Raw genomic sequence first — 13,847 nt, 5'->3', positions numbered from 1 at the left:
GGCGTCAACCCCGAGCTTCTGGGGGGATTGAAACGGTGTTGAGAAACCCGTATTTTGTCTGCTCGCCGTTGAGAAGCAGACCGAGCTGGTACTCGAGGAATGTTTCGTCGTCGACGGTCTGCGGGCGCTCGACATCACCGCGGGATAGGACCCACTCGCCGACGGTATTGTCCCACCGATGGTAGAGTTCGGTATCCGACAGGCTCAGGAGTTCCTCGCAGAACTCGATGAGGTCTTGGTCCGTGAATTCCGACGATGTGTCGCGTTCCAGTTCGTGCTTCCAACAGGCGATATCGCGGACGATCCGTTCTCGCTCGACCGCCGCGAGAGGATCTGGTCGATTTGGGTATGGATTCTCTGACATCTCAGATTACTGGCCGTCCCGCAATTCCTCGCGGGTCGGCGTTTTGACCGGCAGGGAGTTGGTCGTACAGTTGTCGGCGAGGACAGCTCCACGTTCGACGGTGAACTCTGCGTCTTCGCTTTCGCTCCAGCGGGCAGCACGTCGATATGCCCGATCTTCTGCGTTGTAGGGGCCATAGGCGGTACCGTTGCTGACGACGTAGTAGCCCAGCGGGTCGATTTCTTGGCCGGCGTGGGCTGCGGTCTGATCGTCGTCCACTGGTGCAACGACAAACGACGCATCCTCGAAGAACGACTGCATCCGTTCTTCGGAGAACCGCTCGCCGGTCTCTTTGGAAAGCGCCTCTTCGAGCGATTCGTCCTCGTCGACGAGAATGTTGACCGGTGCCTTCGCGATGACTGTCGCGTTTTGGGACGGCGTTTCTTCGGTGGCGTCTTCGGTAGACATTTCGTCTCTTTCGCCAGTCCTCAATCTCCGGAAAACGCACTGAGCGTCTCCTGCTGGTCGTCGGTGCTGGTAACGGTCTCGCGGGACTGGAACCGGAATTCGGACGTTTCGAGATAGTCGCGGTTGGTGTCGATGGCGATCCACTCCCGATTGTGTTCAGCGGCGACCGCGCCGACGACGTTCGACCCAGCAAAGGGATCGAGGATGACGTCGCCGGGGTTGGAGACGCGTGGGACGAGGTACTCGACCAGCTTGCGGGGGAAGCGCGCCGGATGCCAGTCACGGCCCGCCTCGCGACACATCTGGAGGTATTTCGTATTCGATGCCGTGTTCGAGATGGAGAGTGCGGCTGGCTCCCTGTCCAGCATGATCTCGATGAACCGGTAGTAGGACAACAGAGCGCCCCCAGCGAGCGGCGAGGGATCGCAGAACTTCGAGAGATGCTTTCGGAGTTCCGAAGGCTCAATGCCGAGCGCGGCTGGTTCTGGGAGACGATCTGGGTCTGGCCGGGCATCGCGAAGGCCGAGTTTTGCACGAACGAACTGGTCTACCGTCTGCTTCGCATCGGTAAAAGCGGTCTTCGAGATCGACGGTGAGCGGAGTGTCGCCAGCTGTGGCAGTGGCGGCAGGTCGCGATTCGAGGGGTGTGTCTGCAGATCGGACGGTTGGGCGACGAAGTTCCCAGGAATCTCGAAGTCGCTCGGATGGACAGTGTCGGGGACCGTATCGGCAGATTGGTTCGACAACCCCCACGCTGTGTCGTCGACATCGATGTTGAACGAGCCCTGGATGGGGGCTTTTAGCGGCGGGTGGGCTTCATCGTCGCCACCGAGAGGTGTGAACCAGTGGATCGGATTAGCCATGCACCGAACGCGCGTTTTCCGGTTTTTCGCGTACTCCTGCGAATCGTTTGGGTCGGTACCAGGGTTGTACCAGGTCAGCCTACCGACGTGGCGGGCCCGCTGGGGCGGAGACACCGTGTCAGTTGTCTCGGGTGGTGAGTATCCTCCCTCAGTACCATCGGACTGGTGGGCGGAGAGAGGGCTTACGGAGAAACTCTCAGACCCGCAGAAGACAGCGGGGAGTGTGTGCTGGTAGGAGGTTCGGACCGCTTTTTCCGGTTTCCAGCCGCCACCGACTTCGATGAGAATATTGCCAGTCGGTTTCACCACCCGTGTCAATTCAACGGCGAAGGGATAGAACCAATCGAGGTAGTCGTCTGCGGTTGGATTCCCGTATTCGAGGGGATCCGCGAGTCCGAATGGCGGTGACGTGACGACCGCGTCGACGCTGTCCTCTGGAATGTCTTGGAGAAGTATGCGGCTGTCACCGTGGTATGCAGCGCCGCTGTTTCGCCTGTAGACCGGCGGCTCTCGAACTGCATTTTCCGGATTGAGCGCCATGGTGTGGTTCCTTCGCTGGTACCCAACGCGACGGGGCTGGCGAAATCCTGATCAGCTACCGTTGATCCACGATGAGATCGTTGATCGTGGAATGTCGAACGCGACCGCCAACTCGGTATGAGTGAAGCGTTCGGACAGGTCTTCCAACAGTCCCTTGAGCCGCTGTTTCCCTTTTTGACGGATAGTGCTTTGGTCGATATTCAGGTCTTGGTACATCCGATGGATGTCCTGCGGACTTGCCGCACCCACTCTGGCCGCGATGTACTGATCTGTCCGCTGGTATCGGAGCGACTGTTTGATGATATCCGCGCGGCGTTCCCAGACTTCTGTTCGTGCTTGGCTGAGATAGTAGGAGTTGCAGGAGGCAAGCCGGCAATTGTCTGCGCCACCCCGTGTCGTGTTGATTACTGCGCCGCATTCACACGTGGCTGCCGCATCCGTGTAGGTTTCTCGATGGACGTAGTCAGGATTGACTCCAGTCTGGTGTTGTTCCCCCGTGAATCGCTCTGGGATAGGCCAGCTGTCGATCAGTACGAGATATTTCTCAAACGGGCACTGCTTGGGGAGGGGAGTATCCCCCAGTTTGATCACCGCTTTTGTTTCTGGAAGGTCTGCGACGTATTCGCGTAGTTGTCGTAATCGGTCAACAGGGTGATCTGTGTGGTCTGGCCCTTCCCGAAGAAACTCGAATATGGCGCCCTCGCCCGCCTGAAGAGAAGTGGATTTGGGGTCTCTTCCAGTCATCTTGGTACTACCGGCGACATCTCAACGTCCGGAGTGCAACTCTCATAGCGGCTGACAAATGCGAAAGCTCCTGTTGGCTCTTGTTGGTCTGCATTTGTACGGAGGGGCATGCGGAGATGCCCGGAGTCATGAACCGGAATCAGCAGATCAACTCTGATCCAGGATGCTCAGACTTCTCTGAGCAACAAAGACTACCGTTTCCAGTAGCAAAAATGTTTGTGACAATTCACGGATGAACGCACTCCTGTGTTGCGATTCTGCGCATTTTAATCCATTTCTCGATCAATAACTCTGAATCCCAGACTGAGTGGTACTGTCATCAGGGTGGTCAGCCGTGGTAGACGTTTGTGACTGACCAGCTTGGTTTCTGTCCACTGTCAGCTGAGACCGATGCTGTCGCTGTTTGGCTGGAATGTCGTTGATCATGTCTTGCACTGTATCGAGATTCGTTTGAGTGTGATAGGTCTCTTCCAGGCAGGGATCGTCGACGCGGTCGGTGAGCATATAGTTCGCCATCAACAGGACACTCTTGGCGAACTGGCCGTTGACCGTTGAGATGTCGGTACCAGAGGGCAGCGTCAGCTGGCGCTGTTTCCATTCCTTGTCGGGAATCTGCTTGTTGACGATCGCGAACTCGGCTGTCTTGGTGTCGAAACTGTCGATGAGGTTCGGCTCGTTCCGAATCGCCCGGATCATCGTGAGCGAAGTCCCGACACCGAAGGCATGGAGATAGGTATGGTCACTGACGGCATCGCTGATCGCTCTGATCCGACGGACCTGTTTCTCCGGGTCGTTGAGTGACTGGAGCCCACCGATGGCGAGCCGGCTGAATTGCTGGTAGAAGGACTCGTGGGCTTCGTAGTGTTCGACGTAGGGTGGCTGGAGGACGGGCATGATCTCGGGCCGGCGGCCGTCGATGTCCTGGTAGCGGTTGAGGAAGTCGACGAGCGACTCGCGAGTCCGTTCAGGCTCGCCGGGATAATCTTTCGGGATGACAATGTCAGCAGACTGCTTGAGAGCAGATTCGAGTACGTCTTCGTTGGTCATGTCCTCGTCTTCGTAGGCGGAGTCGATGATCAGTCGCGTACACATTGCCCGCATATCATTGTGGGCTTTGCCTGCGTGCATCAGCCGATTCGGATACCGATATCGAGGGATGTAGGAAGCGGCGTAGACGTCGACGTAGGATGAGCCGATGATCTCGTTGATGTAGCTTTGCTCACTCCGCATCGGCATCACCTCCAGAACTTGTTACTGCCCGCCCTGCTTTGGTGAGCGCCCATCGGTCGGTCGTGGGATCCAGTGTTGCGGTATCGACGCCGGGGTCGGTGACGAACCCGACGTGGTAGAGATGCGACTTCAGATGCTGGAACTGGCCACTGTAGCCGTTACTGCTACTGCTCGTGAGCGGATATTCGCGACCGTCGGGCGAGTGAATGACTGCCGGCTTCTGATCCTGCTGGGAGAGCTCCCAGCCGTCCTGGAGACAGATCGAACTGGCGAGAGAGATATCCTGTTCGGCGAGATGGGTGACGAGATCGGGAAGCGTGACTGCGTTTGAGATGCCGATGGCGCCACAGTCTGCGAGAGCAGTGAGAATCGAGTCGGCGGGTAGGTAGTGCCGATAGACACGCTGTCCGAGATGGGCCCAGAACGGCGCTTTCTTTGCGAGACGGGCGTGGGATCCTTTGAGGTCTTTGAGGGCGCTGAGAGCCGCCGTTGGCGTCTCGAATTCGCCCGTCGCGATGACGACGACCTGCTGACCGACAGATCCGACCTCGAATTCGCGAGTGATCAGGCCCAATTCCTCGGCACCGAGCCGGGCGTAGCCGACTGTCTGAACGAGCGAGTCGGTGATGTGCCGAGTTGTTGCTCCGTCGGCACACACTGCGAGTGGGACGCCGAGATAGTTTTTCGGATGGCTGAGGTTCAGTTGTGCGATGTGGGGCGTCTCCGGATCGTGTTCTGGCTCGGTGTAAACCGCGTCCAGGTCTTGGGGAGATGATTCTGTCTGTGGCATATGGTTCACCAGCGACCAGCTGACTCAGTTCACCGACAGAGCCCCAAGCTGGCGAGAGCGATTTGGGACTACTGTGGATTCCGCAGTGTCGCGGATTCTCTGAGTGCTTTGATGTCCGGATCAGGGTGGTTCCTCATGAACCCGACCATCCGCTTTCGCCCGCCGCGCTTGGACGTTCGCATCCCAATCTCGTACTTGGTCCCGTCTTCGTCGTGGAGAGTGATGTAGTACTGCGAGTGGCGCCCGTCGTGAGTGATGTGACTGTAGTCGTCGAGTGTGACCTCGAGTTCACGCTCTTGATGTTCGTATTTCTGGTCCGATATTTTCTTCCAGTTCTTGATCGGTGGCATTGGAATTGAGATGAAACAGTGGGAGGGTGGCTACTCGGCGTTCTGCGCCGCAGCGAACTCCTCGTTGACGATTTCGCCGTCTTCGATGAAGACGGCCTCACACTCGATACAGCTGAGAGAACTGTACGCCGGGAGCGACTCGCCGACCTTCCGTTTGTGTCCGTCTTCGGTGACCGTGATCGTCACGCCCATGCTCTGGACACCGCGGAGTTTGTTTGAACCACAGCTGAGACAGTTCGTCAGCGTCGGATATTCTACGACCATTGCATCGCGTCCGCAGTGACTCAACTATTCTTTCCTCATCGCTTTGCTCAGTACAGGTAGCGCAGTTAATGGTCAGTACAGAGGATGGAGCCAGCGCGCTCAGGTCGGTTCCTCATCTGCCAGTCGTCAATAAACCGGCACACCACATCTGGATGGGTAGTGTGCCGATTATCTTGGCTTTATACTGAATCTGCCGGAGTGTAACTCACCGGCCGCCGAACTCAGTCTTCCAGTCCGAGATCTGCGAACGAGTGTGTGTGATGCCAGAAGGCCACCACTTCATCGACATCGAACGTGAGGACACCATCGGTCAATTCGATCGTGATGACACCATCTTCAATCTCCGTATCATGGAGATGCATCTCCAGTGGTTCGTCGAATTCTGAGACTGCGAGCATCAGTTCTCCCTTTGCTTCGAGTTCCGATTGTAGCTCTGCTGTTTCTACTACCATTGCATCTACCAATATGAGTTGTGGAAACATAAAGATATGTTATCGTTTTCAAAATCTTGTTTTCGCCGAAACGTTTATTATTTGGAGTTTTGAGGGTATTTGCCCACCAGTATCTATTGTCTCGGCCGGATCAGGCGATCTTGGCTTTGATGTGCGACGTACTGCATTCGCAGGCACACTGATCGGGATATTCACTCTCGGAAGCCCTGAAATCAATGACACTGTGCGGTAGTGCAGTCACCAAAATTTGAACCGGGAGACGATTTTCTGGACAACACTGGGTTCGGACGGTTGCTCTCCTGACTCGGTTGCAGAGTCGCCCGCAATTGAGCCGTCGACCGCGACATCCGGCGAACTCTCGAACTCAGCCTCGGCGCTCCCGTAGGTCGTGATCTCGTCTTCGTCAAGAGGGTCGGGGCGGGGACGGACCTCTTCGCCGCGGTAGGTTGGAATGTTTGTCTCCCGGTCGCGCACCCACTGCTCCTTGTCTTTGATCTTGGCCAGACCAGGGCAGTCGTGCTTCTCGGGGAGGGCGTGACCGGGGCAGTAGGCTCCAGTACAGTACTTGCAGTCCCGCAGGAGCACATCTGAGGCCTCACAGACTGCACATTGGCCCGACATTGCAGTAGTGGCTACCTGTTCGATATACCAATATATCAATGTAGTGCCGCAAAAGAGAGGAATCGAAGACTGAGCTACAGTACCTCTGGCTTGGCGTCGACATAGCCCTGCTCTTTGAGACGGTGGTCCCAGTCGGAGACAAATTCGTCCATTGCGAGACCGCTTTTGTCCACTCGCTTGAATCTTGGGTCCTGGCGATACATGATGACGACCCAGCCGTCCCCGGTGTGTTGAAAGACGAGTTCGGGGTCGTGCATGATGTCGCCGCGCTGTGAGTACGTGTGGGCGACACTCAGCTGACGGTCGGAAAGTTTCGAGACGACGAGATCATCCTGGTACTCCGCGTCGTGTTCCACGGAGATGGAACCACCGTTGTCGATTTCGTTGAGTGTCTCGAAGCCGGCGTCTTTGAGGACCGCTATGACCGATGACATGGGGAACGTGTCTAGTTCGATCTGCATCTCATTCTGCTCGCTGGTTCTCAACGCCACCGTTTGCTGATCGAAGCGGATATTCGCTCATCGGCGTCGGGATCACACGGTAGTTCTCGATCACGGCCTGTATCTGTTGCTCTGCGTTGTCGCCCCGATACAACTCTCCGGTGTTCCCGGTTCCGTACACGAACGCGTCGCCGTCGTGTCTAAGATACCACTCGGTTTTCCGGGCTTCTCCGTGTCCCGTGTAGTTGGTGTCCATCGCGAAGAGGTAGGCGTCCGTACCGACATTCTCCAGAAACTCCAGCCACTCCTCGACGGAGAGGTTGGCGTCTTTCGTGTGGGCGATTGTGGACTCCTCGATTGCGTCTCGAACCTGCGCCACTACGTCGCTGTCGTACTCGGCCAACAGCGCCGAGAATTGGGCGCGTTTCTGTTTGGCCTTTTTGGCAGTGTCTGTAGTCATCGCTGTTCTTGTCGTCCCTCCCGCCACGCCTCTCGCCCCCCGTGGTAGTCGTCCCGGGGGATGAAGTGTTCCCACGAGACTGCGACCATCTCGGTTTCAGGTCCGATTTCCTTGTCCGGATAGTACCGCCGCATCTGGTCTAGAAACTGCCCTACCTTCCGGTAGGAGCGGTGTCCGGAGTAGTGGCCGTCTCCGGCGACTCTGGCGAAGTAGGCCATGTCGTGACTGCCGACGAGATCAATTGTGGCATGACCGATTTCGGTCCCGTCTTCATCGCACAGAACGAGTGTGTCCCCAGTGTGGACAGAATCGTAGTCTAGGCCGAGACGAGCGGTGACGGTCTTCTCCTCGTCCAAGATCGCTTGGACGTGGATATTGTCGAATTTGAGTCGGAGACGGTCTGATTCTGGCATTTGTTGATTCATCCGCGAATCCGCAATCACTCTCGTGGGATGGTGAGCATATCCAGCGCCGCGTGCATCCGGATCGCGCAGAGGTGCGGGCAGACGTGCTCCCTCTCGAAGTCCCTACAACTGCACCAGCCCCAGAACTGGCCTGCACTAGACTCGATCAACGATGCGTTCTGGACTGGCAGGGCATCATCGACGACGCCGTCTTCGGCTTCGATCGTGAACAGATCGTTTCGACCGCCTTTCTCGATGGTGAACGACTCTTCGACTGCTGCTTCCCAGACTTTCGACTGCTGCTCTTTCACGCTCTCGAACGAAATCTGTCGGCTCTCGTCCAGCTGAGGGCACCTGGCACTCGCCGTGCCTGAACCGATTTTGTTTGACGGGGATTTGGACGCTTCCATGGTACTATCCATCATGATATAGTGGACCAATACATAAAAAGTTTGTCACTATGGTCCGGGTATGTGATTGTAGACGCGGTAGAATAGATGTAGAGCGGTATATCTATCAGACAGTTTTCTTATGATATCACGTCAGAGAGCGGGCGGTTCCACTTTTACTGCCGGGACGACCTCTTGCTTCACGAGGACGGTATTGGAGACGCGTTCGCCGTGGGCGGCGTCGTTGTGGTTGGCGAACCATTCCTGGACCTCGCGGTATCCGCCCGTCGTACGGTGGGACTCGCCACAGGGGCAGGACAGTCCGTAGGTATCGTGGAGTACGCCAAGGTCGTCGAGAAGCGTATCGAGCGCGCTGTAGTATTCCATCAGAGTGTCGCTGTCGCCGGCGTCCGACCACCCGGCGTGTCCACCGAGTGAGTAACTGGCAGGATCTTCCCAGAAGTGGACCGTTGCGAAGGGGCGGTTCCCCCTGAAACTGATCACGACGCCGAGATTGCGACCACTGCATTTGTGCCCTGGCCGACTGAGGGCTTTCTCGGCTTCGAGGGGATCGCTGATCTGGGGCGGCGCATCGTATTCGATTGGTGATCGCCCGTATGAGTCGTCAGCGAGGTGGTGCCGGACGGCGTCTTTGAGGTCTTGGACACTGCTGGAACTATCGATCGCGAGCGGGACTTGGATACTCATCGCTCCAATCGCGAGGACTCAACAAGAAGAGATCACAAGATGGATAGTTAACAGGTGACCGAATCTAGCCAATGAATGCGACTGGTGATCTTACGACTCAACAACAACGGGCTTTGGAGTTGATCCAGGAGCGGGGCGAAATCACCCAGAGCGAACTTTGGAAAGCGCTTGACGCCAACAGTCGGGCAGGCAGTCGCCTTGCGACTGCGCTTGCCGAGAAGGGATTAATCGAACGAACCGAAACCACGCGAAGTGGGCGGCGGACCTACCTTCTATCACCAACGGATGCCCAGACAGCGAACACTGACGAGTCACCCGACGAGGATTCTCAGACCGACCAATCGGCAACCGAGGAGGCATCTCAACCTGAATCCAGTGCAACTGAGGACTCACAATCTGACTCCCAACAGGACCGTGCTCTCGAATTGATCAGAGATCGTGGAGCCTTGTATCAGAGCGAGTTGTGGAAGGAACTCGACGTGAGTAGTCGAACTGGAAGTCGGATCGCCAGCAAACTCGAAGAAAAGGGAGAGATTCGACGTGAAGCGACTGCCCACAACGGGAATCGGACGTATCTGCTCCGCCCAGCAAAGAAGGATCTTGACTTTTCGCTGTTGATGGCTGGCGACAAGATATCACCGTTGGTGGGGAATGACGGCGAAATCGACCCGACCACATCAGATGCACTCTCTGAATGGATATTTCAGCTGGTTCAAAATTAGTATCGTCGTTCTATCGGTGTAGGCAATACAGAGAGTGTATGCAGCAGGAAACGCAACTCACTGCTCAGTAGGTCTGGATGTGGGCGACGGTGTCCTCGTACTCACTCCCGTCCAGATCCTGTAAGAGATTTCCATCAGCGGTGTAGGCTATCTCATCCCGTTCGACGGCGAGTGCAACGTAGGCAGCGTCGTACGCCGTGATGTCCACGGCATTCGTGATCTCCGCGATGGGGCCGACCGACCCGAACGTGACGAGTTCGATACCGTAGTTGTCCAGCGAGTGTGCGGCCTCGCGAAGGCGCTCACCATCGTAGTGGCCGCTGTAGTTGAGTGCATTGACCGCCTCGAAGGGCATGAGTGCCGGTGCGCACAGGTCGTGTTTGCCGTTGAGGAAATCGTCACGAAGTGCTCGGGCTTGCTCGTGATACTGTTCGGGAATGTACCACTTCACGACAGTGCTGGTGTCGACGACAATGTCCGCCATTAGGTCTGTTCCTCTCCGTATCGGGTGTCGCGGAACTCACGGATCGTTTCTGCTGTGTTTGTCGTCGCCACCTCGTCGGCGTCGATGGCACTGCTCAGTCGCTCGCTGGTCGCAACTGCGTGGGCGATATTCCGCGATTCCAGACTGTGTAGTTCCTCCTCGATGTGGTCACGGAGGACTGCACTCCAGTTCACCTCGTCGTGTTCTTCCATCCGTGCTTTCACCTCGTCGGGAACACGGAAACTGACACTCCCCATAGTGTATTACATGTGCTACGGTAGTATAAGTACTACGCTGTGTCCAGCGCGCCCGTCAACGAAAGGTTAGTGTTGAGCGATCTGGGGGAGGTCTGGCTGTTCCATGGCTTCGACTTGTTCTCGGAACCAGCTTGGCATCCGCGGGCGTGTTCGGTTGAAGAGGTCCTCGAAACTTGTGTCGGCTACGTATGTCGCTCCCCAATCGTCTGGGGAACGGACAACCCGGCCACAGGCCTGCATGACTGTTGCGAGAGTAGTCCCGAAGTACCACCTCCAGTCATCGTTTCCGTTGACTCGTTTGTCCACTGTCGGGTCTTGCGTATTCGGATATGGCGCTTTGCAGAGAACTTGCCACCGAGCGAGATCGTCCTTGAGATCGAGCGCTTCTTCCATCTTGACACTCAGGAAGACGTCGGGGTCGCTGGACCGTTTCCAATCAGCGAGCGCAGGGTCTCGGTTGGCGCTATCGTGATCCCTGAGCCGGGATGTGCCGACGATATCTGCGAGATGGGCGTATAGCTGATCTTGAATCCCGTACGAGTGACAGTGGATCAGCCCCTTTTCGTCTGGGTGTTTCGCCATGACCTTCGCGATGGCTTCAGCAATGTCTGGAATCGTCTCGTCGCGCTCGTCCATCGTCATCTTCCCCTGCATGATATCGTATAGGGGCCGGTGTTCGAGGGGGAACGTGTGGTCGATATCGACCAGCGCGACTCGATCGGGATTGAGCCCGACTTCGTGACAGAACGACCGGCGACTGAGAATCGTTGCTGACAGCAGGGCGAATTTGTTGCCTCGGTCCCACAGCGTGTGGTACAGGAGACGTTCGGGATTGATCGGTTTGACCGTCACGGCACCGTCTTCTCCCTGGCTGACGTGCCACTCAGTCTCCGTGTCGGAGTTGTGGTACTCGTTGAGGAACCATGAGAGGTCTCGCAGGAGGCGTTCGGTTTCGTTCAGCTGGGCTCCTTCGTCGGGATTGAGATTCGGCTTCCCTTTCAGGTCGATTCTGGTCTGCTCCAGTTCGGCGTTAATGTGGCCGGCGAACTGGGCGGCGTCGGTGATACTGTTAACCGAGGGGGTTGGAATCCGATTCCAGTTCGGCACGGTGTCGGGGCCGAGCGTGATGGATCCGTACATCTCGGCCCACTTGGGGAGGCCGTGGGCTTCGTCGATCACGATCACGTCCCGGTCCTCGAAGATGCCAGTGATAGCAGACTCGAGAAACAGGGCGAGCGTCATCGCGGCAAAGCGGCCGTTCTCAGCGAAGTCGCGATCTTCGTAGTAGGGACAGCGGTGCTTGTGATCACACTCAAAATCATCCTGCAGGTTGCACGGCGCTTCGTGGACGGGAATATTGTCGGCTACATCGGGATGAATGCAATCGTAGTTTCCCTTCAACTTTGACGAGGAACAACAATTGAGCGCATGACGGTGAGCCAAACACTTTTTACCTGTCTCAATTCACAATGATGTACGATGAGCGGCGACGAGCCACAGAGAATCACCTTCTCGAAGAAGGTGGACAAAGACGGGCGGATGGTCGTGCCCAAAGAGCACCGGCAGGCACTCACCATCGACGGTCGGGAGGCACTCGTCGAGTTTGAGGCAAAGAAGATCACCTACCTGGACGAAGACGACGGAGGTGACGAGTAAGCCTGCGGCTGAGTGCGGTGAATGGCAGGGGTCGGTGGAACGACCCCAGGAACGGACTGTCTGATTGGCCCCAGTATGTCCGTGATTGCTATTTTGCCCCTGGAGGCTTTAGGATTTCTCTCCGAAGCCAACCAGTCGGGTCCTGTGAACTCACGGAGTGTGAGCCGTGAGCGTCGGAAAATTCGACGCTGACGGGGGAGGTGGCCGGTGACTCTCGTTCTGTCCTCACAGGACCGGGTTAACGCTCTCCACGTCGACGCTAGTGATTCCCCCCCGTCTGCTGTCTTGCAGTCGATTTTGACGAGCGACGAGTTCCAGGAGGCCCTCACCGACGCCGTCCGTGACATACTCGCTGGGACGAAAAAATCCGAGCGGACATTGACACTCCGTGAGCAAGGGTTGACGGCCCGAGACGGGCGATACGCGCCGCTCGTCGGTTGCTTGGATGTACGAGAAGAGGACGCTCTTCCTCACCAGATACCGCCAGAACCGGTCGCCCACAAGAACACCCCTGTCGGTGCTGGTGACCATGTTTCACTCTGTGGGGCCGGGGCGGTCCTGTTAGACCGTTTCGACGCCGATACCGGCCGGCAGGCCAAAGCTAACTGCTTGTTTGATACAACCGGACACTCCAACAAGAGGCCGTCTAAACCCGCAAGCCAAAGGGGTGAAGGGGGACCGCCAGGACAGCAACCGCTGACAGCGGCTGCCGATAACACCACCACGGTAGCCCGGCTCGCCAGCCGATCCAACCACCGGGCGGCGGGGCTAGTACTTAAGTTAGCGCCGTTTGAACAGCTACAGCGACACGACAGGCTCAGAACCAAACGCCTGGAAAATGGGACGCCCCGCGAGGGTTCCTGTGCACCAACACTACCCTCGCGGCTTACGTCTCATTTCTCCAGCCTGGCTAATAAGCGTTCCCCACAGACAGCGGTAGCGCTGTCTCTCGCGGGGGAGCGTGCCTGCCCGCATGGCAAGAGCCGTGTCTGTAGTCAGCCCTGAGCATGGCCGGCGCGACCCACTCTCCCGACCGATTTGCCGTGCTTGGCTGCCGCGAGTGCGAGTCACTCTGGGTGGCCGAGCACTACCACCAGCAGGACCGCGTCGAATGTCCCCGCTGTGGGCACAGCCGCGACCCTGGGAGCATCAAAGCCCAGGCCACGGCTGGGGACTGGCAGGTCGCCTGCGAGCAACGCGCGCGACTGCTCGCGCGGCGCGCCGGCGAACTCGGGGAGTATGTCGGTACCGTTGATGACTACGGCCGGCTCGAAGACGAAATTGACTGCACGGTTCCGACGACCTCCCTCGAGCAGGACGCTGGCTACCATGATGTGTTCGGCAATCTCGTCGACGAGCGGCTCGACCAGTGGGGCGAGCAGCGCCGGGCAGTTCTTCGCGACGAGGCCGATGCCTACCTGGAGCGTCGCTTTGGCACGCTCGACGGGGACTTTCAGTACGACGCAGACCGTTCACTCGATTTTGAGACGGCAGCGGGCTCCCTGACACCGTCGCTGAATGACGGCGGAGACGTACGGGCCGACATTCACGCCACCGCCAACAGCGCGCCGGCCGACCTCTGGCATGAGATCGCCACGTCGAACGGGTTCCAAGACGCGCTGGTCGCGGCCGTGCGTGAGCTCTGTCAGGGGGCAACCCACG

21 protein-coding genes and 3 pseudogenes are annotated in these 13,847 nt (G+C 57.6%); 4 read left to right on the top strand and 20 right to left on the bottom strand.

The window, feature by feature from the left end; translation table 11 throughout:
- Window positions 1-4: 4 nt before the first annotated feature.
- The 15 genes from MU521_RS15295 to MU521_RS15225 form a co-directional block, all read right to left on the bottom strand.
- A complete protein-coding gene (locus MU521_RS15295) occupies window positions 5-364 on the bottom strand; it encodes a hypothetical protein (protein WP_092695434.1) in 360 nt (119 codons plus the stop codon).
- Between the two features lie 6 nt (window positions 365-370).
- Entirely contained in the window at window positions 371-811 is a 441-nt protein-coding gene (locus MU521_RS15290) for a hypothetical protein (RefSeq protein ID WP_092695436.1), read from the bottom strand.
- 20 nt (window positions 812-831) lie between these two features.
- Entirely contained in the window at window positions 832-2,214 is a 1,383-nt protein-coding gene (locus tag MU521_RS15285) for a DNA methyltransferase (protein WP_092695438.1), read from the bottom strand.
- A 51-nt stretch (window positions 2,215-2,265) separates the two neighbouring features.
- Window positions 2,266-2,958 (bottom strand): hypothetical protein, encoded by a 693-nt coding sequence (locus MU521_RS15280; RefSeq protein WP_139171201.1) that lies wholly within the window; start codon window positions 2,956-2,958, stop codon window positions 2,266-2,268.
- Window positions 2,959-3,240: 282 nt separating this feature from the next.
- Window positions 3,241-4,188 (bottom strand): hypothetical protein, encoded by a 948-nt coding sequence (locus tag MU521_RS15275; protein ID WP_139171202.1) that lies wholly within the window; start codon window positions 4,186-4,188, stop codon window positions 3,241-3,243.
- A complete protein-coding gene (locus MU521_RS15270; protein ID WP_092695444.1) occupies window positions 4,178-4,978 on the bottom strand; it encodes a hypothetical protein in 801 nt (266 codons plus the stop codon). Before MU521_RS15270 ends, MU521_RS15275 begins: the two co-directional genes overlap by 11 nt.
- A gap of 68 nt (window positions 4,979-5,046) precedes the next feature.
- Window positions 5,047-5,328, bottom strand: a complete 282-nt coding sequence (locus MU521_RS15265) for a hypothetical protein (RefSeq protein ID WP_092695445.1) — start codon at window positions 5,326-5,328, stop codon at window positions 5,047-5,049.
- A 30-nt stretch (window positions 5,329-5,358) separates the two neighbouring features.
- Window positions 5,359-5,592, bottom strand: coding sequence for a hypothetical protein (locus MU521_RS15260; protein ID WP_092695447.1), 234 nt, complete (start codon window positions 5,590-5,592; stop codon window positions 5,359-5,361).
- Between the two features lie 221 nt (window positions 5,593-5,813).
- Window positions 5,814-6,044: a hypothetical protein gene (locus MU521_RS15255; RefSeq protein WP_092695449.1), complete on the bottom strand. Its 231-nt coding sequence runs from the start codon at window positions 6,042-6,044 to the stop codon at window positions 5,814-5,816.
- 237 nt (window positions 6,045-6,281) lie between these two features.
- On the bottom strand, window positions 6,282-6,665 hold the full coding sequence (locus MU521_RS15250; protein ID WP_092695451.1) for an AN1-type zinc finger domain-containing protein: 384 nt from the start codon (window positions 6,663-6,665) through the stop codon (window positions 6,282-6,284).
- A 74-nt stretch (window positions 6,666-6,739) separates the two neighbouring features.
- Entirely contained in the window at window positions 6,740-7,099 is a 360-nt protein-coding gene (locus tag MU521_RS15245) for a DUF6908 domain-containing protein (RefSeq protein WP_217630200.1), read from the bottom strand.
- A 28-nt stretch (window positions 7,100-7,127) separates the two neighbouring features.
- On the bottom strand, window positions 7,128-7,565 hold the full coding sequence (locus tag MU521_RS15240) for a hypothetical protein (protein WP_092695455.1): 438 nt from the start codon (window positions 7,563-7,565) through the stop codon (window positions 7,128-7,130).
- Entirely contained in the window at window positions 7,562-7,978 is a 417-nt protein-coding gene (locus MU521_RS15235) for a hypothetical protein (protein WP_092695457.1), read from the bottom strand. The genes MU521_RS15240 and MU521_RS15235 overlap by 4 nt, the downstream gene beginning before the upstream one ends.
- A 26-nt stretch (window positions 7,979-8,004) precedes the next feature.
- Entirely contained in the window at window positions 8,005-8,391 is a 387-nt protein-coding gene (locus MU521_RS15230) for a hypothetical protein (RefSeq protein ID WP_092695459.1), read from the bottom strand.
- A 120-nt stretch (window positions 8,392-8,511) separates the two neighbouring features.
- A complete protein-coding gene (locus MU521_RS15225; RefSeq protein WP_092695461.1) occupies window positions 8,512-9,066 on the bottom strand; it encodes a hypothetical protein in 555 nt (184 codons plus the stop codon).
- Between the two features lie 71 nt (window positions 9,067-9,137).
- Here MU521_RS15225 and MU521_RS15220 point away from each other — a divergent pair.
- Both MU521_RS15220 and MU521_RS15215 read left to right on the top strand, forming a co-directional pair.
- Window positions 9,138-9,317 (top strand): annotated as a pseudogene (locus tag MU521_RS15220) (helix-turn-helix transcriptional regulator); the annotation flags it as partial.
- A gap of 174 nt (window positions 9,318-9,491) precedes the next feature.
- Window positions 9,492-9,788 carry a helix-turn-helix transcriptional regulator gene (locus tag MU521_RS15215; RefSeq protein ID WP_245681243.1) on the top strand — a complete coding sequence of 99 codons (297 nt, stop codon included), beginning with the start codon at window positions 9,492-9,494 and terminating at the stop codon, window positions 9,786-9,788.
- 64 nt (window positions 9,789-9,852) lie between these two features.
- On the opposite strand, the gene MU521_RS15210 is transcribed toward MU521_RS15215, so the two are convergent.
- The 4 genes and pseudogenes from MU521_RS15210 to MU521_RS21840 all read right to left on the bottom strand — a co-directional run.
- Entirely contained in the window at window positions 9,853-10,272 is a 420-nt protein-coding gene (locus MU521_RS15210; RefSeq protein WP_092695465.1) for a type II toxin-antitoxin system VapC family toxin, read from the bottom strand.
- Entirely contained in the window at window positions 10,272-10,529 is a 258-nt protein-coding gene (locus tag MU521_RS15205; RefSeq protein ID WP_092695467.1) for a hypothetical protein, read from the bottom strand. The genes MU521_RS15210 and MU521_RS15205 overlap by 1 nt, the downstream gene beginning before the upstream one ends.
- 66 nt (window positions 10,530-10,595) lie before the next feature.
- On the bottom strand, window positions 10,596-11,708 hold the full coding sequence (locus tag MU521_RS21680) for a helicase C-terminal domain-containing protein (RefSeq protein ID WP_245681240.1): 1,113 nt from the start codon (window positions 11,706-11,708) through the stop codon (window positions 10,596-10,598).
- Window positions 11,709-11,930, bottom strand: a pseudogene (locus tag MU521_RS21840) (ATP-dependent DNA helicase); the annotation flags it as partial.
- Between the two features lie 78 nt (window positions 11,931-12,008).
- Between MU521_RS21840 and MU521_RS15190 the strand changes: the two are divergent.
- Window positions 12,009-12,185, top strand: coding sequence for a hypothetical protein (locus tag MU521_RS15190; RefSeq protein WP_250864810.1), 177 nt, complete (start codon window positions 12,009-12,011; stop codon window positions 12,183-12,185).
- 225 nt (window positions 12,186-12,410) lie between these two features.
- On the opposite strand, the gene MU521_RS15185 is transcribed toward MU521_RS15190, so the two are convergent.
- A complete protein-coding gene (locus MU521_RS15185; protein ID WP_250864809.1) occupies window positions 12,411-12,716 on the bottom strand; it encodes a hypothetical protein in 306 nt (101 codons plus the stop codon).
- Between the two features lie 545 nt (window positions 12,717-13,261).
- Between MU521_RS15185 and MU521_RS15180 the strand changes: the two are divergent.
- Window positions 13,262-13,847 (top strand): annotated as a pseudogene (locus MU521_RS15180) (DUF5817 domain-containing protein); the annotation flags it as partial.

Source organism: Halorientalis regularis, assembly GCF_023698535.1.
Lineage (GTDB): Archaea > Halobacteriota > Halobacteria > Halobacteriales > Haloarculaceae > Halorientalis > Halorientalis regularis.
The sequence above is the reverse complement of the archived record's forward strand: the minus strand, read 5'-3'. Positions and strand labels throughout refer to the sequence as shown.